Raw genomic sequence first — 24096 nt, forward strand, 5'->3', positions numbered from 1 at the left:
GTCAAGAGCCTGAAACATCTGGCGTCCGTCGCCGTTCAACTACGCAGAGCGACAATGGGGTGAGCGATCGGGTTCGATCTCCGCCCTGCGGGGTAAAACCCCTAGTCAGCGCGCTTATCGGCGGACGTAACGCTGTGAGCTGCGACAAGTTACCGATGGGGCGGCTGTGTATCATTCGGCGGAATGCGCGGGTCAGCACCTACCGGTCGGGCCCGCAGCCGATCGGCGGCGAAATGACCGGTACACGGCGTGACGACAGCCGGGCGTAGCGGTGGAGGAGATTGCATGAAGGTTTGCGTTGTCGGTACCGGCTATGTCGGTCTGACCACCGGCGTCAGCCTCGCCTTCCTGGGGCACGAGGTGACGTGCGTGGATCTCGACCAGAACAAGGTCGACATGCTGCGCGCCGGGAAATGCCCGATCTACGAGCCCGGAATGGAAGACCTTCTCGCCGAGGCCGCACCGAACCTGAGCTTCACCACCAGCTACGACGAGGGTGTGCCCGGCGCCGACGTGGTGTTCGTGGCGGTGCAGACCCCGTCCGCCGAGGACGGCAGCCCGGATCTGCGCTTCCTGCGCTCGGCCGCGGAGAGCGTGGCCCGCTCACTGCACCACGACTTCACCGTCGTGGTGAACAAGTCGACGGTGCCGATCGGCAGCGGCAACTGGGTGGACGCCATCCTGCGCGAGTCGTTCGCCCAGCGTGACGACCGGCCGGCCGGCGTCGAGTTCGCCGTCGCGTCGAACCCGGAGTTCCTGCGTGAGGGCAACGCCATCGCCGACACCCTCTTCCCGGACCGGATCGTCATCGGCTCGGACAACCCGCGCAGCCTCGAGGTGCTGAACCGGCTCTACCGGCCGATCATCAACCAGACGTTCACGCCGCCGACCTTCCTGCCCCGGCCGGAGGACGCCACAGCGGTCCCGCTGGTCTCCACCGACCTGGCCTCGGCAGAGCTGATCAAATACGCGGCCAACGCGTTCCTGGCCCTCAAGATCAGTTACGTCAACGAGATCGGCCAGCTCGCCGCGAAGGTCGGCGCCGACATCACCGAGGTCGCCCGCGGCATGGGCCTGGACCAGCGGATCGGCTCGCGGTTCCTGCAGCCGGGCGTCGGCTGGGGCGGCTCCTGCTTCGGCAAGGACACCAAGGCGCTGGTCGCCACCGCGAGTGAGTACAACCTCGAGATGCCGATCGTCAAGGCGGCCCGCGAGGTCAACCAGCGGCAGCGCGCGATCGCGGTCGAGCGGCTGCAGAACGAGCTGCGCATCCTCAAGGGCCGCAAGATCGGCCTGCTCGGGCTGGCGTTCAAGCCGAACACCGACGACCTGCGGGACTCCCCCGCGCTGGACATCGCGAACCTGCTGCTGGCCCGCGGCGCCCGGGTGCGCCTGCACGACCCGGTCGCGGCCGAGCGCTTCCGCCGCGAGCAGCCGGAGCTCGCGCCGTACCTGAGCGAGGACCTGGACGGCGTCTTCGACGACTGCGACGCGGTCGTCCTGGTCACCGAGTGGGCGCAGTACCTGGAGCTCGACTGGAGCAAGTTCGTCGGGCTGATGCGCAACCCGCTGGTCCTCGACGGGCGGCACGCGCTGGACGCCGAGCGGATGGCGCGCCTGGGCTACAAGTACGTGGCGATCGCCGGCTGACCGTTCCCGGCACTCCCCCGAACCGCCGTGGCGTTCTGCCACGGCGGTTCTTTTTTGTCTGAATCGTTCCGATCAAGACGCGATCACCTGATGCAAGTTCTTACGCCGACACGACGAGGCGGATCCGTCACGTGCGTCGATCCGTAGACGGTGGAAGTGGGTTCAGGCGAAGCCCAACAAAACCGACTCACCGTCCGTATCATGAGCGCTAAGTACGGAAAAATGCCTCTAAACCACCCCGGAACAACTGAACTCTTCCGTCAATCTCCTTAACCGGTTAAGGTGCCCGGCCGTCGCTGCTATATCGTTACCGACTCGATCACGCGGAAATCATTGCGCAACTTGCCGGTTACCTCTTGACTGTTGGTCAAGAAGCGCTTCGGACGGCGGCGTCACATGACGCCGGAGGCGCGTCAAGACATAGGGAGCGGTATGTTCGGTCACAGTGGGAGTTCGCGATCTCGAGTCGCGCTCGCCGGTGCCCTCGGCGTCGGGCTGGTGTTCAGCCTGGCTGCCTGCGGCGGCGACAAGGACGACTCGAGCGGTTCCTCCGATACAGCGTCGGCGGGCATCGACTGCTCGCAGTTCACTCAGTTCGGCGACCTCAAGGGCAAGTCGGTCTCGGTCTACACCGGCATCGTCACCCCGGAGGACACTCCGCAGAAGAAGTCGTACGAGCCGTTCGAGAAGTGCACCGGCGTCACGATCAAGTATGAGGGTGACAAGTCCTTCGAGACCCAGATCCTCGTGCGCGCGAAGGCCGGCACCCCGCCGGACATCGCGTACGTGCCGCAGCCGGGTCTGGTCCAGCAGCTCGTCGCCACCGGCAAGGCTGTCGCGGCCCCCAAGGAGGTCGCCGACAACACCGACAAGTGGTTCGGCAAGGACTGGAAGGCCTACGGCTCCGTCGACGGCAAGTTCTACGCCGCGCCGCTGGGTGCCAACGTGAAGTCCCTCGTGTGGTACTCGCCGAAGGAGTTCCAGGAGAAGGGCTACAAGGTCCCCACCACCCTGGACGAGCTGAAGACCCTCAGCGACCAGATCGCCGGCACCGGCTCGAAGCCGTGGTGCGCGGGCATCGGCTCCGGTGACGCCACCGGCTGGCCGGTCACCGACTGGATCGAGGACTTCTACCTGCGCCTCAACGGCGTGGACGCGTACGACAAGTGGGTCAAGCACGAGACCCCGTTCAACTCCGCCGAGGACATCGCGGCGTGGGACGCGGTCGGTGGTTACCTGAAGAACGACAAGTACGTCAACGGTGGTCTCGGTGACGTCAAGAGCGTCGCGTCCACCACGTTCCAGGACGCCGGCCTGCAGATCCTCGAGGGCAACTGCTCGCTGCACCGCCAGGCCTCGTTCTACGCGGCCAACTTCCCCAAGGGCACCGAGATCTCGGAGAACGGCGACATCTTCGCCTTCTACCTGCCCGGCAAGGACGCTGCCAGCAAGCCGGTTCTGGGTGGTGGCGAGTTCGTGCTGGCCTTCGCCGACCGTCCCGAGGTCAAGGCGTTCCAGTACTTCCTGTCGACCGACACCTGGGCGAACCTGAAGGCCAAGGCGTCGAGCGGCTGGGTGAGTGCCAACAAGGGCCTCAAGGTCGAGAACCTGACCAACCCGATCGACGCGCTCTCCGCGAAGATCCTGCAGGACCCGAACGCGCAGTTCCGCTTCGACGGCTCGGACCAGATGCCCGCCGCGGTCGGCTCGAACGCCTTCTGGAAGCAGGCCACGGCCTGGATCACCGGACAGGACACGCAGACCACGGTGAACAGCATCGAAGCCGCGTGGCCCAAGTGATCTGAGTAGTACTCCGAGGCCGGCCGGGATGCTCCCAGCATCCCGGCCGGCCATCGCCCTCTTTCCCCTCGGAACACCGAAGGAGGTCCGGGTCGCGTGTTCGATACCGCTAACAACACCCCTGAGAAACTTCTGCAGATGCTCGCGGCTCTGCTGCTGTTCGGCGCAGTGGTCGGAGTCGTCCTCTTCCTGGCGAGCAGGGTTCGGGGCAAGCGCTCCGACAATCTGGTCGGCTATCTGTACCTGCTACCGGTCGTGCTGCTGCTCGCCGTCGGCCTGGTCTACCCAGGCCTGCGCACGATCTACGAGTCGTTCCTGGACGCCCAGGGCAAGGCGTTCATCGGCGTCGACAACTACAAGACCATCTTCACCGACGGTGACCTGCTCACCGTGCTGGGCAACACGGTCGTGTGGGTGCTCCTCGTCCCGCCGCTGGCCACCGGCATCGGCCTGGTCTACGCGATCCTGGTGGACAAGTCGCGGTTCGAGTCGTTCGCCAAGGCGCTGATCTTCCTGCCGATGGCGATCTCGATGGTCGCGGCCGGCGTCATCTGGAAGTTCATGTACGAGTACCGCGTCAACCAGCCGAACGTGAAGCAGATCGGCCTGATCAACCAGATCATCGTGTGGCTCGGCGGTGACCCGGTCCAGCTGCTGATCACCGACACCGGCAAGCTGAACTCGCTGCTGCTGATCGTGGTCTTCATCTGGATCCAGGCCGGCTTCGCCATGACGATCCTGTCCGCGGCGATCAAGGCCATCCCGGACGAGATCATCGAGGCCGCCCGCCTCGACGGCGTCAACCCGTGGAGCATGTTCGTCAAGATCACGCTGCCCAGCGTCCGGACGAGCATCGTCGTGGTGCTGACCACCCTGGCCATCGGCACGCTCAAGGTCTTCGACGTGGTGCGCACGATGACCGGCGGTAACTTCAAGACCAGCGTCATCGCCAACGAGTTCTACAGCCAGCTGATCCGGGCCGACAACCAGGGTCTCGCCGCGGCGCTCGCGGTGGTGCTGTTCATCCTGGTGATTCCGATCATCGTGTACAACATCCGCCAAGTCCGTCAGGAGGCATGATGACGGTCACCCCGCTGACGACCACGCCGGAGATCACTCCGGTCCAGCTGAGCGCCGCCGCGGTGGCGAAGAAGCGACTCAGCTCGCCGTGGGCGTCCCTGGCCGCGATCGTGATCGCGATCCTCTGGACCCTCCCGACGTTCGGGCTGCTGCTGTCGTCGTTCCGGCCGGAGCTCGCCATCAAGCGAACGGGCTGGTGGACGTTCTTCACCGACCCGACGGTCACGCTCGACAACTACCGCGCGGTCTTCGACAGCGACAGCGGTGTCAACCTCGGCACCTACTTCATCAACTCGCTGATGATCTGCATCCCCTCGGTGCTGATCCCGCTCTCGCTGGCGGCCCTGGCGGCGTACGCGTTCGCCTGGATCAACTTCCGCGGCAAGAACATCCTGTTCGTGGCGGTCTTCGCCCTGCAGATCGTCCCGCTGCAGGTCACCCTGATCCCGCTGCTGACCATCTTCGGGAAGGTCGGGATCGCCGGCACGTTCTGGCCGCTGTGGCTGGCGCACACCACGTTCGCCCTGCCGCTGGCGATCTACCTGCTGCACAACTTCATCAAGGAGATCCCGGCCACCCTCATCGAGGCGGCCCGGATGGACGGCGCGGGCCACGTGGCGATCTTCTTCAAGGTGATGCTGCCGCTGCTCACCCCGGCCCTGGCGGCGTTCGGCATCTTCCAGTTCCTCTGGGTCTGGAACGACCTGCTCGTCTCGCTGGTCTTCGCCGGCGGCGGCGACGCGGTCGCGCCGATCACCCTCCAGCTGGCCAACCTCACCGGCACCCGAGGCACGGCCTGGCACCTGCTGGCATCCGGCACGTTCGTCTCGATCATCGTGCCGGTGACGGTGTTCCTGCTGCTCCAGCGCTACTTCGTCCGAGGTCTCCTCGCGGGCAGCGTCAAGGGCTGACGCCCGTCGTCACACCCCTTCCGGGGCTGCGCCGTCCGGCGTGGCCCCGGTTCGCTTTTCCCTCCCGCTCCGCCGTGCTCCCTCTGGCGATTGCCGCAGTACGACGATGGATCTGCCCGTCCGCAGGCAAGAGGCCGAGTCACCCGCGAGCAGCCCGCGATCCCCGCTCCCCTCGGCCCCCGGCGCGGCTCACTCCCGCCGGCTGGTGCTCATGGACGTTATTCGTCCCTCATAACGTCCATGAGCACCAGCCAAGACCGCGATCGCGGCACCGCCTCGACCCCCGCCCGCCTCGCAAACGCCCAGCGCGAGCCGCAGCACAGCCCCAACCCAACGCCGCGCTCACGCACGCCCAGCGCGCGAGCCGCAGCACAGCCCCGAACCCAACGCCGTGCTCACGCACGCCGGGCGCGCGAGCCGGTCCCAACGCCGGCCAGTGCCGCGGCTCGCGGTCCCGGGCTGGTTCTCACGGTCGGAATGAGGCACGAATAACGACCGTGAGAACCAGCCCGGAAGCGTCAGCCGCGGCACTGGCCCTACCCGGGGCGTGCCTCGCGTGCGGCCTGACGGCGGAGCGGACGCTCAGGGGTGGGCGCGGGTGACTTCTTCGGCGACCGGGCGGCTTTCGGGAGGGTGACCCGAGGGCGGGCGCAGCGAGCGGAGGGCCACGAACAGGGCTGCCGCGATCAGGGTGACGGCCGGGACGTAGGTGAGGGCCATCGCGGTGGACAAGGTCGGGCGGTGCAACTCCCGCGCCTCCGCGGAAAGCGCCATCATCGACGCTGCTCCGCCTGGCAGGTCTCTCGCGAGCAGGAGGTTCGCGGTCACCGCGACGGCTGCGGTGCCAACGGCCGCGGCCAGGCGCTGCAGGAGGTTCAGGAGAGTGGTGGCGCGCGGGGTGTCGGCGCCGTCCAGGTCGCGCATGACCAGGATCATGGCGGGCATCAGCGTGCCCCCGGAGCCGACGCCCACCAGCACGGTCGCGGCCAGCAGCAGCGGATACCCGGCGTCGGCCCAGGTCGCGGCGAGCAGGCCGACGGCCCCGGCAAGGCCCGTGGCGGTGCCGGCGACGACGATGCGGTGCGGCGGGACGCGGTCGGTCAGGCGGCTGGCGACCTGGGCGGTCAGGCCCACGGCGATCGCCTGCGGGAGGCTGAGAGCACCCACCACGGCGGCCGAGTCCCCGCGGACACCCTGGGCGTAGAGCGGCAGCAGCACCATGGAGCCGAAGTACGCAGCGCTGAAGCACACCATCACCGCGGTCCCGCCCCGGAACGGTCGCCGGCTCAGCAACCGGAGATCCACCAGCGGGGTCACCGGCCCGGCGGGGCGCAGCGCGCGCCTCGCGAAGAGTCCGGCCATCGTCAAGCCCGTGAGCAGGACGGTGATGCCGTGCCAAGTGTGGTCCAGCAGGGTTCCGCCGAGGACGATCAGGACGGCGCCGCCGGAGAGCAGCAGGAGCCCGGCCCAGTCGATCCGCTCGACCGGCTCCCGTGGCGCCCGAGCCGGGTCGGCGGGCAGGATGCGGGCGGAGGCGATCACGGCCACGACACCGAGCGGGATGTTGATCAGGAAGATCCAGCGCCAGGACGCCGACGCGATCAGCCAGCCGGCCAGCGGCGGCCCACAGACCGGGCCGATGATCAGAGGCAACGCGAGCAGGCTCATCAGACGGCCACGATGCGACCTGGGCACGGCCCGCAGGCCGATCGCCTGGCCGACCGGGTTGAGCAGGCCGCCGCCGATCCCCTGGAGGGCCCGGAACACGGCCAGAGCGGCCACGTTCCAGGCCAGCCCGGCCAGCAGCGAGCACAGCGTGAAGACCCCCAGCGCGACCAGATAGACGCGGCGGGCGCCGAAGCGGGACGCGGACCAGCCGGCCAGCGGAATGACCGCGACGATCCCGAGCAGGTACGCCGTGGTCACCCACTGGACCTCGGTGAGCGTCGCGTGCAAACCGGTGACCAGGGCCGGGACCGCGACGACGGTGACCGTCGTGTCGACCACCACCAGCAGACCGCCCAGCGCCAGGGTCAGTCCGAGGCGACGCATCAGCGGTTGTACGGGCGGTCGTGCCGGGCCGTGCGCAGGGTCGTGGCCCACCAGCTCAGCTCGTGGACGGCCGCGTCGAACGCCTCCCCGACCGGGTCCGGCGGGGCGAAGCCGACCGCGCCGAGGTGCTCCCACGGGCGGGTCAGCCCGACCACGCGGCGGGTCGTGACGACGTGCAGTTCGGCGAAGACGCCGCGGAGGTGCTCGGCGGCGAGCAGGCCGCCCTGGACGCCGTACGAGATGATGGTCGCGGGTTTGAACATCCACTCGCGGTAGTGCCAGTCGATCAGGCGCTTCAGACCCGCCGGGTAACTGTGGTTGTATTCCGGCGTCACGATCAGATAGGCGTCGGCGGCGTCGATGCGAGCCGCGACCGGGGACGCGGCGCTGCCACCGGGCCGCAGGCCGCCGTCGTCGGGCAGGTCGGTCTCGGCGCAGTCGATGAGCTCGACCTCGGTCTTGGCGGTGGCCGCGCGGAAGGCCGCCCATTCCGCGACGGCGCGGCTCATCCGCTGGTCCCGGACGCTTCCGGCGATCACCGCGAGGTGCAGGGGAGAATCGGTCATGTCGCCCAGGCTCGCCCTTCAACATATGTTGAAGTCAAGGCAGGATGGGGCGATGAGCATCACGGAGACACCGACGGGGTACGTGAAGACGGTGGGCGAGGTCGCCGCGGAGGCCGGGGTCGCGCCGTCCGCGGTCCGGTTCTACGAGCAGCACGGCGTGATCCGCGCCGAGCGCACCAGCGGTGACCAGCGGCGCTTCGACGACAGCGCGGCCTGCCGGATCAAGGTCGCCAAGGTCGCGCAGCGGGTCGGGCTGACCGTGCGGGAGATCGCTGACGTCTTCGCCGGCTTCCCGCAGGAGCCGTCCTGCGAGGACTGGGGACGGGTCGCCGAGACCCTGATCGCCGAGGCCGAAGCCCGGACCGCCGCCCTGCGGGGATACCTGGCGGAGATCAGCTCCGGCGCCAAGCTGTGTGAGATCTAAAGCGACTCCACCAGGCGACCGTCGCGGAGGCTGAGGACGCGGTCGGCCCTGTCGATCAGGTTCGGGTCGTGGGTGGCGACCAGCGCCGTCATCCCGCGGGCGTCGACGACTGCCCGGAGCAGGTCCATGATGGCCCGCCCGGTGTCCGAGTCGAGCTGGCCGGTCGGCTCGTCGGCGATCAGCAGGTCCGGGTCGTTGGCGAGCGCGCGGGCCAGGGCGACGCGCTGCTGCTGGCCGCCGGAGAGCTCGCCGGGCCGCTGGTTCGCCTGGCCGCCGAGCCCGACCAGCTCCAGCAGCACGGACACCCGTTCGTCGCGCTCGCGCGGGTCGCGCCGGGCCAGACGCATCGGGATGCTGACGTTCTCGGCCGCGGACAGGATCGGGATCAGGCCGAACGACTGGAAGACGAACCCGATCGTGTCCCGGCGCAGGTCGAGCAGGTCGGACTCGGCGGCGCCGGTGACGGTGCGGCCGGCGACCGTGATGCTGCCCGAGGTGGGGCTGTCGAGGCCGCCGATCAGGTTCAGCAGGGTGGTCTTGCCGGCGCCGGAACGGCCACGGACCGCGACCAGTTCGCCCTTCTCCGCGGTGAACGAGACCCCGGACAGGGCGTGGACGACGCGCTCGCCGCTGCCGTAGTCACGGTTCAGCCCGGCAACCTCTACGACGCTCATGCGGACTCTCCGGGACGGACTTCGACGTGGTCGGGTTCGAGATTCAGGCGTACGCGGTCCCGCAGCTCCAGCGCCTCGACGAACGCGGCCGGAAGCTGCAGCCGTCCGGCCCGGTCGAGGACGGCGTACTCCTCGGAGACGTGGTGCTCGGTGCCGTCGGCGGCGAGACGGGCGGAACGCCGTACCTCGGAAGCGGTCTTCCCGTCGCGGATCGCGACCGCCCGGCGGACCTGGCCCGCCACCGCCTTGTCGTGGGTGACCACGACGACGGTGACCCCGAGCTCGGCGTTGACCGTGCGCAGCGCCCCGAAGACCTCGTCGGCGGTGGCCTCGTCCAGCTCACCGGTCGGTTCGTCGGCGAAGAGCACCTCGGGGTCGTTGGCCAGCGCGACGGCGACCGCGGCGCGCTGCTGCTCGCCGCCGGACATCTCGGCCGGGCGGCGACCGGCCCGGTGGGCGACGCCGACCATCTCGAGCAGCTCGTCGGCCCGCTTCCGCTTGCGGGTGCCGGCCAGCCGCATCGGCAGCTCGACGTTCTCCCGCGCAGTCAGGTACGGCAGCAGGTTGCGCGCGGTCTGCTGCCAGACGAAGCCGACGATCCGGCGACGGTACTCCAGGCGCTTCTTCGCGGTCATGCCGAGCAGATCGAAACCGGCCACCCTGGCGATCCCGGCGGTCGGCTCGTCCAGCCCGGAGAGGATGTTGAGCATCGTCGACTTGCCGGAGCCGGACGCGCCCACGACGGCGAGCAACTCGCCGCGGTCGACCACCAGGTCCAGGCCCTGCAATGCCATGACCTCGACGCCTTCGGTGCGGAAGATCCGGACGAGGCCGTCGCAGACGATGTGCCCACTGAGCCGGTCCTGTCCACCGGCACGGGCCGCGGCCTGCTGGGCCGCCTTCCGCTCCAGATCGGCAAGATCGGTCACGACTGCCACCTACCCATCACGACTGCTCCTCTCCGAGCCGCAACACCGTGCCGAGGCGCAGGCGGCGGTTGGCGACGTTCTCCACGGCGAGCGCGGCGACCACGGCGAGCACCGCGAGCGCCAGGACCCCACCGGCGAACCACGGGTCGAGGCTGACCCCGGCGGCCACCCCCGCCGTGAACCCGCTCAGTCCCAGCGCCGGCCCGATCAGCAGCGGCAGCGCGAACCCGGCCAGGCCACCGGCGATCACCGCCACGGCGATCAGCGGAACCAGCTCGAAGACCAGCAGGCGCCGGCCCTGGCCCGGGGACAGGCCCATGGTGCGCAGGCGGGACAGCGTACGGCCGCGGGCCGGCGCCCCGGTCAGCACGGCGAGCGCCACCGCCATCAGTGACAGCACCGCCGCCGCGACCATGCCGGTGACGAACGTGAAGCTCAGCGCCCCGTCGACACCCCGTTGCTCCAGGCTTTCCCGGTACGAGTCCCAGGTGACCACGGTCGCCGGAACGGCCAGCTGCGCATCCGTCACGGTCTTGCCGGTCGTCCGTTGCAACTGCTCACGCTGCCCGGCGTCGGCGATCGCCCGCACCTGGCCGGCGTCGAACCCGTGCCCGTCGATCAGGATCCGGTTCGGCTGGATCGGCTGGTAGTCCGGGACCGCCAGGGCCTGCTGCGGCAGCACGATGAAGTCGGTGGTGCCGGCCGGCAGCCCGGGCGTCACCTCGCTGACCTGCGCGACGGTGAAGCGGTACGTCCGTCCCATCACCTCGGCCGTCCCGGCCGTCCCGGCCGTCCCGACCTGCGCGGCGAGGTGCGGCGACACGACCGCGGGCGCCGGCCCGTCCGACCTCCGCGCGCCGGTGAGCGCCGCCGGGAGGTCCAGCCCGGCGCTCGACGCGTCCACCACCATCACCTGACCCTGCAGGATGGCGGCGGCGGTGTCGCCGTGGATCGTGGCGCCGGAGGCGAGCAGCATCGGCACCACCTTGGTGACGTGCGGCAGCGCGGCGATCCGCGGCGCGGTCTCCGGGCTGAAGTAGAAGCCCCGGACCACGGCGTCGGCCGGGACGGCCAGGTTCGCGGCCCGGTCCCGGGCGGTGCCGACGGTGCTGGTCACGGTCCCGGTGAACAGGCCGGTCGCGATCGCGACGACGAGCACGGCGAGCGGCCCGGAGTGCAGTGGGGCGCGCCCGGCGCCGCTGAGGCCGAGGAAGGCGATCGCGCCGCGGGCCCGGGCGGCCAGGTCGCCGGCCCAGCGCAGCGGGAACGGGACCCCGCGCAGCGCGACGACCGAGGCGGCCAGGGCCAGGAGCACAGGAGCCGCGACGAGGTACGGATCCACGCCCGCCCCCGCGTCCAGCCCGCGCAGCCGCACCAGGTAGATACCACCGGCCGCGAGCAGCACCAGCAAGCCCTCGGCGGTGATCCGGCGCAGCGAGGGGCGCAGCGCGACCACGTCCGAGCGGTGCCCGGAGAACGACGGCCGGCGAGCGACCAGCGCCGCGGAGATCGGGGCGGCGAGCAGCGCGATCACCGCGACGGCGGCGAGCAGCAGCGGCTCGGTGTCGTCGGCGCGACCGGGTGCCAGGGTGCCGCCGATCCAGCCGGCCGCCACGGCGATCGGGACCACGACCAGGACCTCCAGCAGCGTACGGCCGGCCACCGCGCCGACCGTACCCCCACGGGCCCGCAGCAGCGCGAACTCGGCCCGCCGCCGGTCGGTCATCAGCCGGGCCGCGAGCAGGATCAGCCCGGCCGCGGTGGCCAGGATGCCGGCCTGCACCACGGCCAGCAGCGCCCGCACGGCCCCCACCTGCCGGTCGAAGTCGGCGAGGGTGCTGTCCACGCTGCTCTGGATGCTGGTCCGGTCCGGCGGCGTGCGCCTGATCGTGGCGACCGCCCTGGTCATGCCGTCCACCTGGTCGGCGGTGATGCGGTTCTCGTCCAGCCGGTACCGCCACCGGTCGGTGAGGTCGTTCATCCGGTTCCCGGCCAGCCGCGCGCCGGCCTGATCGGTCAGCAGCACCGCCTGCTGGCGCAGACCGTCCAGCGGGCTCGGGCACTCGGCGCGGTGGGGCATCTGGTCGGACCAGATCGGGTCGTCCGGGTTCACCGGGGCGAACACGCCGACGACCCGCAACGGGGCGCTGCCGTAACGGGCGCCCATCTCGAGGCCGTCGCCGACCTCGAGCCCGAGCATCTGCGCCGCGTCCTGACCGATCACCACCTCGGTCGTCGACCGGGACGCCGCGGCCCGGCCGCCGACGATCCGGAACGCCTCGGTGGTGGCCGGCTCGTAGCGCAGCACGGCCAGGTTCGGGCAGGACTGCGTCGCGGCGCCGGCCGGGACGATCGAGTTCTGGCCGCTCTCGGCGATGTACCAGGCGCCGCCGATCAGGCCGGGCAGCGGGGCGGGCAACTGCTGCTGGATCTCCTCCAGGCGACCCGCCTCGATGGCCGCGCTGACCTCGCCGTTGACGTGGAACCCGGAGAAGGTCAGGTCGCGGTTCGTGGCGGCCAGCTTGCGGAGGTCACCGCGCAGGCCGTCGTCGGTGCGGCCGTTCGCGAGCCGGGCCGGGCCGGTGACCAGGAACGCGGTCAGTCCCGCCAGCACCGCGAGCAGCAGGAGCTGACCAAGAAAAGCCCGGACACGACGCAGGACGGTCATCGGTCCTCCCCCAGACGCAGGCGGGACGCCGGCAGACGACGGGTCGCGGCCACCGCGGTGAAAGCGCTGACCGCGAGAGCGACCAGGACCAGCAGCGCCGCGCTGCCGACCGTGCGGCCCCACAGGACCTGCAGGATCGCGTCCGGCACCGGTCGCCGGGCCGACGGAGTGAGCACCAGCAGCGGCGCCATCGCGGCCGCGACCAGCAGCCCGACGCCGAGACCGGCGAGCGCGCCGAGCCCGGCCAGCAGCGCCTGCTCGACGATCATCGAGCGGGCGAGGAGCCGCGGGCCGGCGCCGAGCGTGTTCAGGACGGCGAGTTCGACCGCGCGGTGGCGGGCGGTGGCCCGGGCGTCGGCGGCGATGCCGGCCGCGGCCAGCAGCATCGCCCCGAGGGCGGCGCCGAACAGCGCGACCCGGGCCGCGTCGCCGAACGGGTCACCGCCCCGGGCCAGCTCCCGCTGGTCGAAGACCTGCAGGCCGCTGAGCCCGGAGACGTCAGGGGTCCCGCTGATCCACCATTCGCCGGTGGCGTGGGAGATGCCGTACCCCTGGAAGAGCCTGGCGTCCAGAGCGGCCCGGTCGGCCAGGATCGCCGCGTCCGCTGTGGTGCCGGGCACCCGGTCGATCGTGGCGACCACCCGCACCGGCACCGACGCGCCGCCGACCAGCAGCTGGGTGAAGTCACCGAGTGCCTCCCGGGTCGCCGGCGTGATGGCGATCGGCACCGGGACCCGTTCCTTCTCCTGCTCCTGCACGATCGAGACGCTGCCCTCCACCGGGAAGACCGGGCCGGGCGACGGGTACTGAGCGGCTGTCTGCCACTTGCCCTCCTGGCCGCTGACCTGCCAATCCACGGTGGTGCCGCCGGTCGCCTCGACCCGGAACCCGAGCAGGCCCGGCCGGCTCGCGCTGATCGTCAGCGGCGCGCCGCGGTCGCTGGCCCCCAGGTCGACGTGGTTCCCGTCGGCGAAGATCGCGGTGGTGCGGGCCGGCCCGGACGTGGTGATCCGGCCCGGTCGCAGCGCCGGCGTCACTCCCGGCCCGCCGGCCGCGGCGAGCTTCGCGAGCAGGTCGGAGGCCGGTCCGCCGGTGGTGTCCGCACGGGACTGGACCACGCCGCCGGCCGCGGCGGCGTCGATCGCGACCAGTTCGGCCGGGTCCTTCCCGGCGGTCAGCGTGACCGAGTCACGCCACGCCGGGACGACCGCGCGCACCCCGGGCAGCTTCGCGAGCTCCTCGGCGCGGCCGGCCGGCGCGACCCCGGATCCCTCGGCCAGGCGCAGGTCCGCGCCGGTGGTCTGCAACGCCTGGTCGGCGCGGGACTGGCCGGCGGTCGCGGCCAGGCACCACGAGACGGTGGCAGCGGCGACCGCGAGGGCGAGCATGACCATCGGGCCGGCGTGTGCGCGGCGACCGGCCTGCCAGGTGCCGAGCAGCGAGGCGCGGGCCCGGCCGCGGTTCAGGCGGGCGGCGGCGAGCCTGGCGACCGGCGGCAGCAGCCGGATCGCGAGGACCGCGCCGGTGAGCACGCCCAGGGTCGGCGCGGCGGCGAGCAGTGGGTCGATGCCCAGGCCGCCCGCGCCGGTCGGCGCCGAGTACTGCCGCAGTTGCAGCCAGCCGAGCGCGGCCAGCGCGACCACCGCCAGGTCCAGGCCGGCGCGGCGCAGGATGGGCAGCCGCTTGCGGCTCGAGGTCTCCGCGACGTAGGTGCCGCCGCGACGGGTCGCCGGGGCGGTCAGCGCGAGCACGCCACCGACCGCGATCAGGGCCGCGACCAGCCACACCCCGCCGTCGAGACGCACCTCGGGATAGCGCAGGCGCAGCAGCGCGACGGCCAGCGGCGGGCCGATCAGCGTGGCCGGCAGCACCAGCGCCAGCCCTTCGGCGGCGGCCAGCCCGGTGAGCTGACGCCGGGACGCGCCGCGGGCCCGCAGCAGCGCCGTCTCGCCCCGGCGCGACTCGGCGAGCAGCAGGGCGACCAGCGACAGCGCGTAACCGCCGAGGACCACGACCAGCAGCATCGGCGTGACCAGCGTGGAGCGGCGGACCAGGTCGGCGCGGTCCAGGCGGCCGGCCAGATCGGGCAGGCCGGTGGTGATCGTCGCCGACGACCCCAGGCCGCTGGACCGCGGCAGGTCCGCTCCGGTCGAGGAGATCATTTCCGCGGTACGGCGGATGGAGTCCAGCGTCGGCGCGGAAAGGTCCGGCTCGGCCACCCAGCCACCGGACGCGCCGGTGAAGAAGCCGGCCTCGGAGCTGACGATCGGGCCGTAGGTCGACGTCTGAGGCAGATGTCCCCCGGCGACGTCCGGGGTGAGCAGCCAGTACGGGTCGCCGGCGTCCCGCGGGCGCCACACGGCGCCGACCTTGCGGGTGACCAGCTTGCCGGTGCGCCGGTCCTCCAGGCGCAACGTCTTGCCACTGGTCACGCCGAGCGCCGCGGCGGCCGGCTGGGCCAGCGCCAGCTCGGTGCCGGTCGGCCAGGCGCCGGAGACCAGGTCGGCGTGCTCGCGCAGGTCGTCGAGGCGGACCAGCGAGGCGTAGACGACCCCTGACGTGTCCGGGACGGCGCTGCCGGCGGCGCCCTTGACGGCCCAGCCGGAGCCGTACCGCGCGGCGCTGACCTGCGCGCCGGCGTAGGCGTCACGGACGGCCCGGTCGTGGGCCTGCGGGTCGGCGCCGCGCACCAGCACGGATCGCTCGTCCGGGCCGGCGGCGGCGATCGCGGCGCGCACGCCCGCACCGGCCGAAGCGGTGGCGTACGCGGTCAGCCCTGTGAGAAGGAGCGTCGCGGCGATCATGACCGCGGCCGCCGCGGCGAGCAGTCCCCGGGCTGCCGCCGCACGCCGGAGGATCAGCGCCATCGGCGCCCCGCTTCGAGCATGCGGCGGATCTTGCCAGACGGGAACGGTCCGCGAGTGCCCGCACCCGTGAGCCGTTCCGTTCCTCCCGGTTCGCGCTGTTCGACTCCCCGGCTCCGCCCGCAGCCGGCCATGCGCCGGGCTCACGGTTCCCGGCTGGTTCTCATGGGCGTTATTCGTGCCTCATAACGCCCATGAGAACCAGCCGGGAGAGCGGGCGCGGCGCCTCCGTGACCACCCGCTTCGTCGCGTGGGGTTTGCGCTCCGACCGCGGCCGCCACAGCGCCTGAACAGCTGAAACCCGTGCCGGTTTTCTGCTCTGACCGTGCCCACCCGCGGACGCCGCCCTTGCGGGTTGAGCGTTCTGGGCCGGCCACGGCCCTGCTCGGCCCGCAAGGGTCCCCGCGGGAGCGACGATCCGGACCACAGCGGAGATCGGCAAGGAATGTCTTGATCTGGAGTTTTCTAGGGCTTGCTACGGGGGCTGTCCGGGGCCAGGGTGTCGATGAACTCGTGCGGGTCGTGGATCTCGACGTTGCGGCGGGCCGCGTTCGCCTCGGCCTTGAGCTGCGTGGTCACCTGGGCGGTGTGGGCGCCGGGGATCGCGGCGACCGTGTAGTAGGCCTTCTCGGCGAGGGTGTAGGCGGCGCGGTACTCGTGCGCCGCGAACGCCTTGGCGGCGAGGCCGAGCAGGGCGTCCGCCACCTTGAGCGACGTGCGGCCCTTGCCGGCCGGGACGGTCGCGGCCACCCGGTTCGCCGCCTCCCAGTACGCGGCGGTCAGGAAGCGGTCGCTGTTGTCCCTGTCGAACTGGCTGAAGTCCCAGTTCACGTCGATGTAGCTCATCATCGTGTTGCTCTCGTCGCCGGCGTTGGCGAACAGGAAGTCGCCGGTCGGCTCGTAGGCGACGCCGGTCGCGCTGTCGTACCCGTCGTGCGGATGCGACATGCCCAGGTGGTGGCCGACCTCGTGGATCTGCGTGGTGGTCAGACCGTATCCGCTGGTCACGACCTCGGGCGAGATGAAGCAGAAGACGTAGGTCTGGTCACCGGTCTCGTAGTTGTCGTCGGCGTAGCCGAGCGCCGGCACGCCGATGCCCGGCCCGACCGCGTAGTTGAAGACCGGCACCTCGTAGTCCGGCCTGCCGTCGAGCACGCCGTCCAGGTGGTCGCGGGTGTACAGGTAGAGGTTGGCGAAGGCCGGGTAGCCGGTCTCCGGGTAGCAGGACTCGCCGTTCAGCTCGGCGAGGTAACAGGCCTGGTTCTCGGCGGTGTAGGGCAGGTCCTGCTGGTCCTCGCTGAGCCGGTTGCGCCAGCGCAGCTCGGAGAGCTCCTCGGTGACCAGCGCCGGTTTGAGGTACTGCGCCGAGGCGTCGACGCCGGCCCAGCCCTCGTAGGTGTTGCTGTCCACGTTGATGCTCTTCGGCAGGCCCGCCCCGGGCAGCTCCACCGGGTAGAGCGGGGACGTGGTCATCAGCAGGTTCAGCGCCACGTAGCGGGTGATCCTGGAGAGGTCGCCGGCGAGCTGGGCCGGGTCACGGTAGCCGTTCCTCGCGTACTCCCAGATCGGTGGCATCCGGTAGTCGGGGACATCGTCGCCGTCCACGTCGGCGTTGTCCACGTCGTAGTTCGACGTCCAGGACTCGGGGCCGGCCGACAGGTCGTGGAACCAGACCCGCCGCGTCGTGCCGAGGCCGGTCTCCTCGTCGTCGGCGGTCGTCCCGCCCCACGCGATCATCTTCCGGCTGTCGCGGTTCTTGCCGAAGTCGTAGCCGGTGTCCGGGTCCGGCTCACCGGTCTTGGTGTAGACGTGGAACTTGAAGTCCGACCGCCCGAACCAGTTGATGAAGTAGATCGTGTTCCGGCGGGTGTCCACGCCGGCCGGCGGGTGCAGGGCCAGCCACTTCTCCACGCTCGGCGCGTCGATGTAGTTGTTGGACGTGACGTCCAGGACGTTGTTCGCCTGGTCGTTGTAGGCCTGCTGGTACGCCGTCAGCGGGGCCGGCGTGGCCAGCTTGCCGAGCTGGGTGAAGAACGTGTCCTGGTACGACCTGCTCGGGTAGTTGAGGCGGTAGTCGTAGGTGTAGGTGATGCCCAGCTTCTCGGTCACGCCGTAGAGAAGCCGGGAACGGACGACCGGCTCGTACGTCCGGGCCAGCCCGGAGAGGAACGTGCTCTTGTTCGCCTGCGCCGGCGTGTAGCCGACGAAGACCACGTTGACCGGCACCTTCTCGATCAGGCGGGGCTGACCGCCGGGATCCAGGTGAGCGAGACGCGGGGCGGCCACGGCCGCGCCGGCGGGTCCCGCCGACGCTGTCACCAGGGCCACGACGAGCGCCGCCAGGAAAGGGGTTCGCCATCTCATATGGACACGTTGTCATCCACAAGTGTCGATGGGAAGTGCCTGGCCCAGGCGCTGCCGCACGCGCCGCGCCGCCACCCCGGAAAGCGGCGACGGGTCCGGTCAGCGCGGTCACGGTCCGGGAGCTGCCGTTCTGGGCACGGCATCCGCTGCCGGCGCGTCGGCTCCGGTCTGGGAGCGCCGTCCGGCCGGGTCGGCGAAAGGGGCCAATAGCCGATCGTCCGTTCGGACAGAATTGCACAGAAAAGGTTCGGTATTCCCGGAATAGGTCGTACGAAACCCCGCGGCACAATTGATCACTTGTCGGCCGGCAGGCCCTTCGGGAACAGAGATCGGAAACGGCCGAGGGCCGCATCCTCGACGGATGCGGCCCTCGGCCGGGAACGACCTGCGTCAGTTCTTCTTCCACGGGCCGTGCGGGCCGTGGTCGTGACCGTGGTCGTGGTCGTGGGGCCCACCGTGCGGGCCGTCGTGGAAGTCGGGACCGCCCCAGCCGTAGTAGACCTTGAGCACGTAACCCCGGCGGAAGCGCTCCCGCACCGGGATGCAGTCGTGGTCGACCCACTGGCGGCGGAACTCGCCACGCCGGCCGTCGCTGTGGCAGGCGCCCGGGCTGCGGTAGAAGCCGAGGACGCGGGAACGCATCTTGGCCTTCGCGACGGCCGGCGCCTTCGGCTCGGCCTGCGGCGCCGCGGGCGCGGCGGACGAGGCGGCGGCCGGGCCGGCGCTGACGATCAAGCCGGCGGCGACGGCCAGGCCGGACATCGCGACACCGCGCATCACCTTGTTCATAGGGATCACCATTTCGTTCAGAAAGGTAATTTCGGACAAACTGATCATAGGAGACATGTGGCTTTCGGCTTGGCGACACACGTCCACGATCAGGTGATCCCCGCGTGCAATTCGATCTTCGACGAATCTTGATCAATAGGAGCTTTTCGCAGCTCATTCCGCATTCACCGAACTACCACCCGGGCAACGGACAGCGGGTCCGCAGACAACGGTGGCCCGGTGCCGACAGCGCACCGGGCCACCCGAGGTGGTGACGAGAGGTCAGACCGCGATCGTCCGGCGAGCGCCCGGCCGCAGGTAGACGACCCAGGTGACGATCACGCAGAGGGCGTAGAACCCGATGAAGCCCAGGTACGCCGCGTCAGCGTCCTTGTAGGTCAGGAACGACTGCCGGAACGCCAGGTTCACCAGCACCCCGCCGACCCCGCCGATCGCGCCGGCGACCCCGATCACAGCCCCCGAGATTCGCCGTGATTGGTGGTCGTCGTCCGCGTACTTGGCCTTGAAGATCGCCGGGATCATCTTGTACGTCGAGCCGTTGCCGACCCCGGAGAGCACGAAGAGCGAGATGAAGCCGACCAGGTAGAGCGGCAGGGAACGCTGCTGTGCCGCGACCAGGACGACGGTGGTGGCGAGCCCCATCGCGATGAAGTTGACGAAGGTGACCTTCGCCCCGCCGAGCCGGTCGGCGAGCGCCCCGCCGACGGGCCGGATCAGCGAGCCCAGCAGCGGTCCGAGGAACGTCAGGTACGCCGCCTTGATCGGGGTGTCGAACTGGTCGTGGAACTGCACCTGCAGCACCTGCCCGAAGGCGAACCCGAACCCGATGAACGAGCCGAACGTCCCGATGTAGAGCAGCGACATCACCCAGGTGTGCGACTCCTTGACGGCGTCACGCATGCCCCGCTTCTCGTTGCGGGCCTGGGAGAGGTTGTCCATCCAGATCGCCGAGCCGATCGTGGCCAGCACGATCAGCGGGATGTAGATCCCCGCCACGATCCCGGGATGGCCGGCGCCGAAGACCGCGAGCACGAACAGGCCGACCAGCTGCACCGCGGCGACCCCGATGTTGCCGCCGCCCGCGTTGATGCCGAGCGCCCAGCCCTTGTACCGGTTCGGGAAGAACGCGTTGATGTTCGCCATCGACGAGGCGAAGTTGCCACCGCCGACGCCGGCCAGCGCGCCCAGGATCAGGCACGTGGTGAACGAGACCCCCGGCTCGATCAGGAAGGCCGCCAGCACCGCGGGCACCAGGAGCATCGACGCGCTGATGATGGTCCAGTTGCGGCCGCCGAACCGGGCCACCGCGAAGGTGTACGGGATCCGCAGCAGCGCCCCGACCAGCGTCGGCACGGCGGTCAGCAGGAACTTCTGCGCCGGGTCGAACCCGTACTGCGGGCCGAGGAAGAGCACCATCACCGACCACAGCGACCAGACCGAGAAGCCGATGTGCTCGGAGAAGATCGAGAAGATCAGGTTGCGCTTGGCGATCTTCGACCCGCCGTTGGCCCAGAACGCCGGGTCTTCGGGGTTCCAGTCGTCGATCCAGTGGCCTCGTATCGAGGACGCTGCCGGGCGTTCGGCAACAGCGGTCATGTCACTCTCCCAAGACGATCTGACCGTCGTCGACCCGGACCGGGTAGACGTCGATCGAGGGCTGGCCGGACTGGGAGCACCCGGTGGAGAGGTCCCAGGCAAACAGGTGCAGTGGGCAGACGACCACGGAGTTGTCGATCTGCCCGTCCGCCAGCGGCCCGCCCTTGTGGGGGCAGACCGCCGAGACCGCGCGCAGGGAGCCGTCGCGCAGGCGGAAGATCGCGATCATGTCGTCCCCGACGGCGTAGGTGCGCCCTTCGCCGAAAGGGATGTCCGAGAGGGGGCCGAGGATGGTTTTCGCTACTGCTGCGATGGTCATGAGCGCACCGGAACCTGAGGGAGGACGGTCAGGGGAAGGGAGGTACGGAACTGGCCGGGCGTGGCCGGCTCGGCCCGCTCCTTCCAGGGGTCCTTGTAGGCCTGCACGGCCTCCTCGACAGCGGCGTCCAGGGCGGCAGCGATGCCGTCCGCGTCGTCGATGACGATCTCCCGGATCCGGTCGATGCCGATCCGCGGGACGAACGAGTAGGTCCGCTCCAGCCAGTTGGCGTTCTCCCGGTAGTACTGCAGGAAGCGTCCGGTCAGCCGGATCACCTCTTCGGCGGAGTCCACCGTGGCGAGCAGGTCACCCTTGCGGATGTGGGCGCCGGCCGCGCCGCCGACGTAGATCTCCCACCGGCCGCCGTCGATCGCGACGACACCGAGGTCCTTCACGTACGCCTCGGCGCAGTTGCGCGGGCACCCGGTGACCGCCAGCTTCATCTTCCCGGGACCCTCGAGCCCCTGGAAACGCTCCTCGATCGCGATGCCCAGCGCCGTGGAGTCACCGACGCCGAAGCGGCAGAAGTCCGAGCCGACACAGGTTTTCACGGTGCGGAAGCTCTTGGCGTAGGCGTACCCGGAGGGCATGTCCAGGTCCGCCCACATGGCCGGCAGCTGCTCCTTCGGCACGCCGAGCAGGTCGATGCGCTGGCCACCGGTCAGCTTGACCATCGGCACGTCGTACTTCTCCGCGACCTCGGCGATCTTCCGCAGCTGGGCGGGCGTGGTGACGCCGCCCTTCATCTGCGGGACGACCGAGAACGTGCCGTCGCGCTGGATGTTGGCGTGGACCCGGTCGTTGATGAAGCGGGCGTCGCGCTCGTCGACGTACTCGTCGGCCCACATCATCTTGAGCAGCGACGCGAGGCCCATCTTGCTCTTGGCGTCCTCCTTCTGCCCCGGAACGAGTTTCGCGAAGACCGACGAGACGCTCTTGAGCTCGTACTTCCGGATCGCCGCCATCAGCTCGGGCTTCGGCATCGGCACGCCCGGGACGTACCAGGACGCCGCCGGGTCCTCCTCGGCCGCACCGCCGTTGGCCCACTCCACGATCCGCTGCACGAGCGGCTTGCAGGTGCCGCAGCCCTTGCCGGCGCGGGTCTTGTCCATCACGCCGCTGACAGTTCCGCAGCCACCGGCCACCACGCCGCAGATCGCGCCCTTGCTGACCCCGTTGCAGTTGCAGACCTGGGTGTCGTCCGGCATCTCCTCCGGCGACTGCTCGCCGGCCGGGCCGCCGATGTCGAAGATCAGCTCGGAGCGTTCCTCCGGCAGCGGGGTGCCCCGGTCGAAGTGCTGGATCAGCGACGCAGCCTTGCTGTTGTCGCCCACCAGGGTCGCGCCGACCAGCACGTCCTCCCGGATGATCAGCTGCTTGTAGACGCCCTTCTTCGGCTCGTTGTAGACGATCACCTCGTCCTCGTCGTGCTCCGGGGCGATCAGCCCCATCGAGGCCACGTCGATGCCGGCCACCTTGAGCTTGGTGTGCAGCTTCGAGCCGGTGTAGGCGACGTCGGTCGTGCCGGTGATGTGGTCGGCGAGCACCTTCGCCTGGTCCCACAGCGGCGCGACCAGGCCGTAGAGGCTGCCGCGGTGCTGGGCGCACTCGCCCACCGAGTAGATGTCGCTCTGGCCCTCGACCCGCATCTGGTCGTCGACCACGATGCCGCGCTCGACCGGCAGGCCGCTGTTCGCCACCATCTCGGTGTTCGGCCGGATGCCGGCGGCGATCACCACCACGTCGCACTCGATGACCGTGCCGTCGGCGAGCTTCACCCCGGTGACCCGGTCCTTGCCGAGGATCTCGGTGGTCATCGCGTTGGTGATCACCTTGATGCCGAGCTTGCCCTCGACGCTGGCCTGCAGCATCTGGCCGGCCTTGGGGTCGAGCTGGCGCTCCATCAGGTGACCCATGGCGTGCAGCAGGGTCACGTGGCTGACGTGGTTCTGCAGGCCGCGCGCCGCCTCCAGGCCGAGCAGGCCGCCGCCGATCACGACCGCGCGCTCGTGGTCCCGGGCGTAACGGATCATGCCGCGGGTGTCGTCGAGCGTGCGGAACGCGAAGACGCCCTGGTGGTAACCCCGCTTCGGGTTGTGCACGTTCTTCATCGGCGGCGTCCACGAGTAGCTGCCGGTCGCGATGATCAGCTTGTCGTACGGGGTCGCCACGCCGTTGCTGTCGTGGACCGTCTTGGCCGCCGCGTCGATCCGCTCGATCTTGACGCCGGCGTTCAGCGTGATCCCGTTGTCCCGGTACCAGGCGAGGTCGTTGAGGAAGATGCCCTCCTCGGTCTCCACCCCGGCGAGCAGGTTGGACAACATGATCCGGTTGTAGTTGCCGTACGGCTCGTCCCCGAACATCGTGACGGCGAAGTCCCCGTTGCGGGCGAGAATCTCCTCGACCGTGCGGGCCCCCGCCATGCCGTTGCCGATGACGACAAGTTTCTGAGTCACTGCACTCGGTCCCTTCTGGCTGGTTGGCACCGCCATGAGAGGAACTCTGTCGGCCGCCCGTTAACCCGGAGGACCACTTGCCGTGACGCTGTTGTTCGGAAATCCCTACAACCGGACCGCACCCGTTGTGACTACAAGCGGCTACCGACAGTTGTGAGGAGAGCGCTATCGAACCGACCCAGAACAAGGTCGGCCACCGCAACATCACGGCACAGCGGGGGCGTCACCGAGTCCGCGCCGGCGGTGGCCAGCGATCGGTAGAACAGGCCGTCGGCCAGCAGATACGTGGCGATCGCGACCCGTTGCGCCCCCTCGGCGCGCAGCTGGGCGACCACGTCCGGCACCCGCGGGCCGGTCCCCGAGACGTAACCGACGCGTGCCCCGCCCGGCAGTTGCGCCGCGACGCCCGCCACATCGGCACGCCACCCCGGGTCCGAGGAGCCCGCCGCGGCCAGCACGATCGCGTCCGCGTCCGGCAGATTGCGCAGCAGGCTCGCGAGCAGCACCGGATCCGGCCCGAGCGGCGCGGTCACCGGAATGCCGGTGCCGGCCACCGCCTCCGCGATGTCGACCCGCACGTGATACCCGCACGACAGCAGCAGCGGCACGACGACGGCATCGGTCACCGTCGGCACGACGTCCGCGACCTTCGGCTCCTGCACGTCCACGTAACAGAGCCGCACGTCGAGCCCGCGCCGCCGCCGCGCGACCGAGGCCGCGAGCTCCTGCAACTGCCGCCGGCCGTTCGCCGAGCGAGTCCCGTGGGCAACAGCGATCAGAGTGGTCACGACGGTCTCCTTAAAGATCAAATGCTTCATGTCCTACGTCCGCTGTGGTCCTTCTCCGCTGCTCCCGCGGGGACCCTTGCGGGTTTCGCAGGGCCGTGGCCGGCCCTGAACGCGAAACCCTCCAGGGCGGCCTCCGTGGCGGGGCACGGTCAGAGCAGCAGACCCG

At 70.3% G+C, this 24096-nt stretch carries 17 protein-coding genes; 5 read left to right on the forward strand and 12 right to left on the reverse strand.

Annotated elements, in window-relative coordinates; all coding sequences use genetic code 11:
- Nucleotides 1-285 precede the first annotated feature (285 nt).
- From Acy02nite_RS14690 to Acy02nite_RS14705, 4 genes are all read left to right on the forward strand, one after another.
- The gene (locus Acy02nite_RS14690) at nucleotides 286-1650 is read left to right on the forward strand and encodes a UDP-glucose dehydrogenase family protein (protein WP_203740884.1); all 1365 of its coding nucleotides are present in this window, start codon (nucleotides 286-288) and stop codon (nucleotides 1648-1650) included.
- Nucleotides 1651-2082: 432 nt separating this feature from the next.
- Nucleotides 2083-3450, forward strand: coding sequence for an ABC transporter substrate-binding protein (locus Acy02nite_RS14695; RefSeq protein WP_203740886.1), 1368 nt, complete (start codon nucleotides 2083-2085; stop codon nucleotides 3448-3450).
- Between the two features lie 138 nt (nucleotides 3451-3588).
- Nucleotides 3589-4530 carry a carbohydrate ABC transporter permease gene (locus Acy02nite_RS14700; RefSeq protein ID WP_203741052.1) on the forward strand — a complete coding sequence of 314 codons (942 nt, stop codon included), beginning with the start codon at nucleotides 3589-3591 and terminating at the stop codon, nucleotides 4528-4530.
- The gene (locus Acy02nite_RS14705) at nucleotides 4530-5441 is read left to right on the forward strand and encodes a carbohydrate ABC transporter permease (protein WP_203740888.1); all 912 of its coding nucleotides are present in this window, start codon (nucleotides 4530-4532) and stop codon (nucleotides 5439-5441) included. The genes Acy02nite_RS14700 and Acy02nite_RS14705 overlap by 1 nt, the downstream gene beginning before the upstream one ends.
- Nucleotides 5442-6023: 582 nt before the next feature.
- Here the strand turns inward: Acy02nite_RS14705 and Acy02nite_RS14710 are convergent.
- Nucleotides 6024-7493, reverse strand: a complete 1470-nt coding sequence (locus Acy02nite_RS14710) for a DHA2 family efflux MFS transporter permease subunit (protein WP_203740890.1) — start codon at nucleotides 7491-7493, stop codon at nucleotides 6024-6026.
- Nucleotides 7493-8059 carry an NADPH-dependent FMN reductase gene (locus Acy02nite_RS14715; RefSeq protein WP_203740892.1) on the reverse strand — a complete coding sequence of 189 codons (567 nt, stop codon included), beginning with the start codon at nucleotides 8057-8059 and terminating at the stop codon, nucleotides 7493-7495. Before Acy02nite_RS14715 ends, Acy02nite_RS14710 begins: the two co-directional genes overlap by 1 nt.
- A gap of 52 nt (nucleotides 8060-8111) precedes the next feature.
- Here Acy02nite_RS14715 and Acy02nite_RS14720 point away from each other — a divergent pair, with 52 nt between their 5' ends.
- The gene (locus Acy02nite_RS14720; protein WP_203740894.1) at nucleotides 8112-8483 is read left to right on the forward strand and encodes a MerR family transcriptional regulator; all 372 of its coding nucleotides are present in this window, start codon (nucleotides 8112-8114) and stop codon (nucleotides 8481-8483) included.
- On the opposite strand, the gene Acy02nite_RS14725 is transcribed toward Acy02nite_RS14720, so the two are convergent.
- The 10 genes from Acy02nite_RS14725 to Acy02nite_RS14770 all read right to left on the reverse strand — a co-directional run bounded on the left by Acy02nite_RS14725 (nucleotide 8480) and on the right by Acy02nite_RS14770 (nucleotide 23930).
- Entirely contained in the window at nucleotides 8480-9157 is a 678-nt protein-coding gene (locus Acy02nite_RS14725) for an ABC transporter ATP-binding protein (RefSeq protein ID WP_203740896.1), read from the reverse strand. The two genes, Acy02nite_RS14720 and Acy02nite_RS14725, sit on opposite strands and share 4 nt — an antisense overlap.
- Nucleotides 9154-10086 carry an ABC transporter ATP-binding protein gene (locus Acy02nite_RS14730; RefSeq protein WP_239174800.1) on the reverse strand — a complete coding sequence of 311 codons (933 nt, stop codon included), beginning with the start codon at nucleotides 10084-10086 and terminating at the stop codon, nucleotides 9154-9156. The genes Acy02nite_RS14725 and Acy02nite_RS14730 overlap by 4 nt, the downstream gene beginning before the upstream one ends.
- Nucleotides 10087-10102: 16 nt before the next feature.
- On the reverse strand, nucleotides 10103-12754 hold the full coding sequence (locus Acy02nite_RS14735; RefSeq protein WP_203740899.1) for an FtsX-like permease family protein: 2652 nt from the start codon (nucleotides 12752-12754) through the stop codon (nucleotides 10103-10105).
- Nucleotides 12751-15621 (reverse strand): FtsX-like permease family protein, encoded by a 2871-nt coding sequence (locus Acy02nite_RS14740; RefSeq protein WP_203740901.1) that lies wholly within the window; start codon nucleotides 15619-15621, stop codon nucleotides 12751-12753. The genes Acy02nite_RS14735 and Acy02nite_RS14740 overlap by 4 nt, the downstream gene beginning before the upstream one ends.
- 462 nt (nucleotides 15622-16083) lie before the next feature.
- Nucleotides 16084-17982 carry a zinc metalloprotease gene (locus Acy02nite_RS14745; RefSeq protein WP_203740903.1) on the reverse strand — a complete coding sequence of 633 codons (1899 nt, stop codon included), beginning with the start codon at nucleotides 17980-17982 and terminating at the stop codon, nucleotides 16084-16086.
- 390 nt (nucleotides 17983-18372) lie between these two features.
- Nucleotides 18373-18771, reverse strand: a complete 399-nt coding sequence (locus Acy02nite_RS14750) for a hypothetical protein (protein WP_203740905.1) — start codon at nucleotides 18769-18771, stop codon at nucleotides 18373-18375.
- 261 nt (nucleotides 18772-19032) lie between these two features.
- Entirely contained in the window at nucleotides 19033-20367 is a 1335-nt protein-coding gene (locus Acy02nite_RS14755) for an MFS transporter (protein WP_203740907.1), read from the reverse strand.
- Nucleotide 20368: 1 nt separating this feature from the next.
- Nucleotides 20369-20686, reverse strand: a complete 318-nt coding sequence (locus tag Acy02nite_RS14760) for a Rieske (2Fe-2S) protein (RefSeq protein WP_203740909.1) — start codon at nucleotides 20684-20686, stop codon at nucleotides 20369-20371.
- The gene (gene nirB, locus Acy02nite_RS14765) at nucleotides 20683-23142 is read right to left on the reverse strand and encodes a nitrite reductase large subunit NirB (protein WP_203740911.1); all 2460 of its coding nucleotides are present in this window, start codon (nucleotides 23140-23142) and stop codon (nucleotides 20683-20685) included. Before nirB ends, Acy02nite_RS14760 begins: the two co-directional genes overlap by 4 nt.
- Before the next feature lie 131 nt (nucleotides 23143-23273).
- Complete coding sequence (locus Acy02nite_RS14770; protein ID WP_239174802.1) at nucleotides 23274-23930, reverse strand: sirohydrochlorin chelatase; 657 nt, start codon at nucleotides 23928-23930, stop codon at nucleotides 23274-23276.
- Between the last annotated feature and the right edge of the window lie 166 nt (nucleotides 23931-24096).

The organism is Actinoplanes cyaneus (assembly GCF_016862095.1).
In the GTDB taxonomy this organism is placed as follows: domain Bacteria; phylum Actinomycetota; class Actinomycetes; order Mycobacteriales; family Micromonosporaceae; genus Actinoplanes; species Actinoplanes cyaneus.

Excerpts from the sequence above, each read along its gene's own strand:
- Acy02nite_RS14725 (WP_203740896.1), bottom strand. The coding sequence starts at position 9,157 with ATGAGCGTCGTAGAGGTTGCCGGGCTGAACCGTGACTACGGCAGCGGC.
- Acy02nite_RS14755 (WP_203740907.1), bottom strand. The coding sequence starts at position 20,367 with ATGACCGCTGTTGCCGAACGCCCGGCAGCGTCCTCGATACGAGGCCAC.
- Acy02nite_RS14700 (WP_203741052.1), top strand. The coding sequence starts at position 3,589 with ATGCTCGCGGCTCTGCTGCTGTTCGGCGCAGTGGTCGGAGTCGTCCTC.
- Acy02nite_RS14690 (WP_203740884.1), top strand. The coding sequence starts at position 286 with ATGAAGGTTTGCGTTGTCGGTACCGGCTATGTCGGTCTGACCACCGGC.
- Acy02nite_RS14720 (WP_203740894.1), top strand. The coding sequence starts at position 8,112 with ATGAGCATCACGGAGACACCGACGGGGTACGTGAAGACGGTGGGCGAG.
- Acy02nite_RS14745 (WP_203740903.1), bottom strand. The coding sequence starts at position 17,982 with ATGAGATGGCGAACCCCTTTCCTGGCGGCGCTCGTCGTGGCCCTGGTG.
- Acy02nite_RS14735 (WP_203740899.1), bottom strand. The coding sequence starts at position 12,754 with ATGACCGTCCTGCGTCGTGTCCGGGCTTTTCTTGGTCAGCTCCTGCTG.
- Acy02nite_RS14715 (WP_203740892.1), bottom strand. The coding sequence starts at position 8,059 with ATGACCGATTCTCCCCTGCACCTCGCGGTGATCGCCGGAAGCGTCCGG.
- Acy02nite_RS14710 (WP_203740890.1), bottom strand. The coding sequence starts at position 7,493 with ATGCGTCGCCTCGGACTGACCCTGGCGCTGGGCGGTCTGCTGGTGGTG.
- Acy02nite_RS14760 (WP_203740909.1), bottom strand. The coding sequence starts at position 20,686 with ATGACCATCGCAGCAGTAGCGAAAACCATCCTCGGCCCCCTCTCGGAC.
- Acy02nite_RS14740 (WP_203740901.1), bottom strand. The coding sequence starts at position 15,621 with ATGGCGCTGATCCTCCGGCGTGCGGCGGCAGCCCGGGGACTGCTCGCC.
- Acy02nite_RS14695 (WP_203740886.1), top strand. The coding sequence starts at position 2,083 with ATGTTCGGTCACAGTGGGAGTTCGCGATCTCGAGTCGCGCTCGCCGGT.
- Acy02nite_RS14750 (WP_203740905.1), bottom strand. The coding sequence starts at position 18,771 with ATGAACAAGGTGATGCGCGGTGTCGCGATGTCCGGCCTGGCCGTCGCC.
- Acy02nite_RS14705 (WP_203740888.1), top strand. The coding sequence starts at position 4,530 with ATGACGGTCACCCCGCTGACGACCACGCCGGAGATCACTCCGGTCCAG.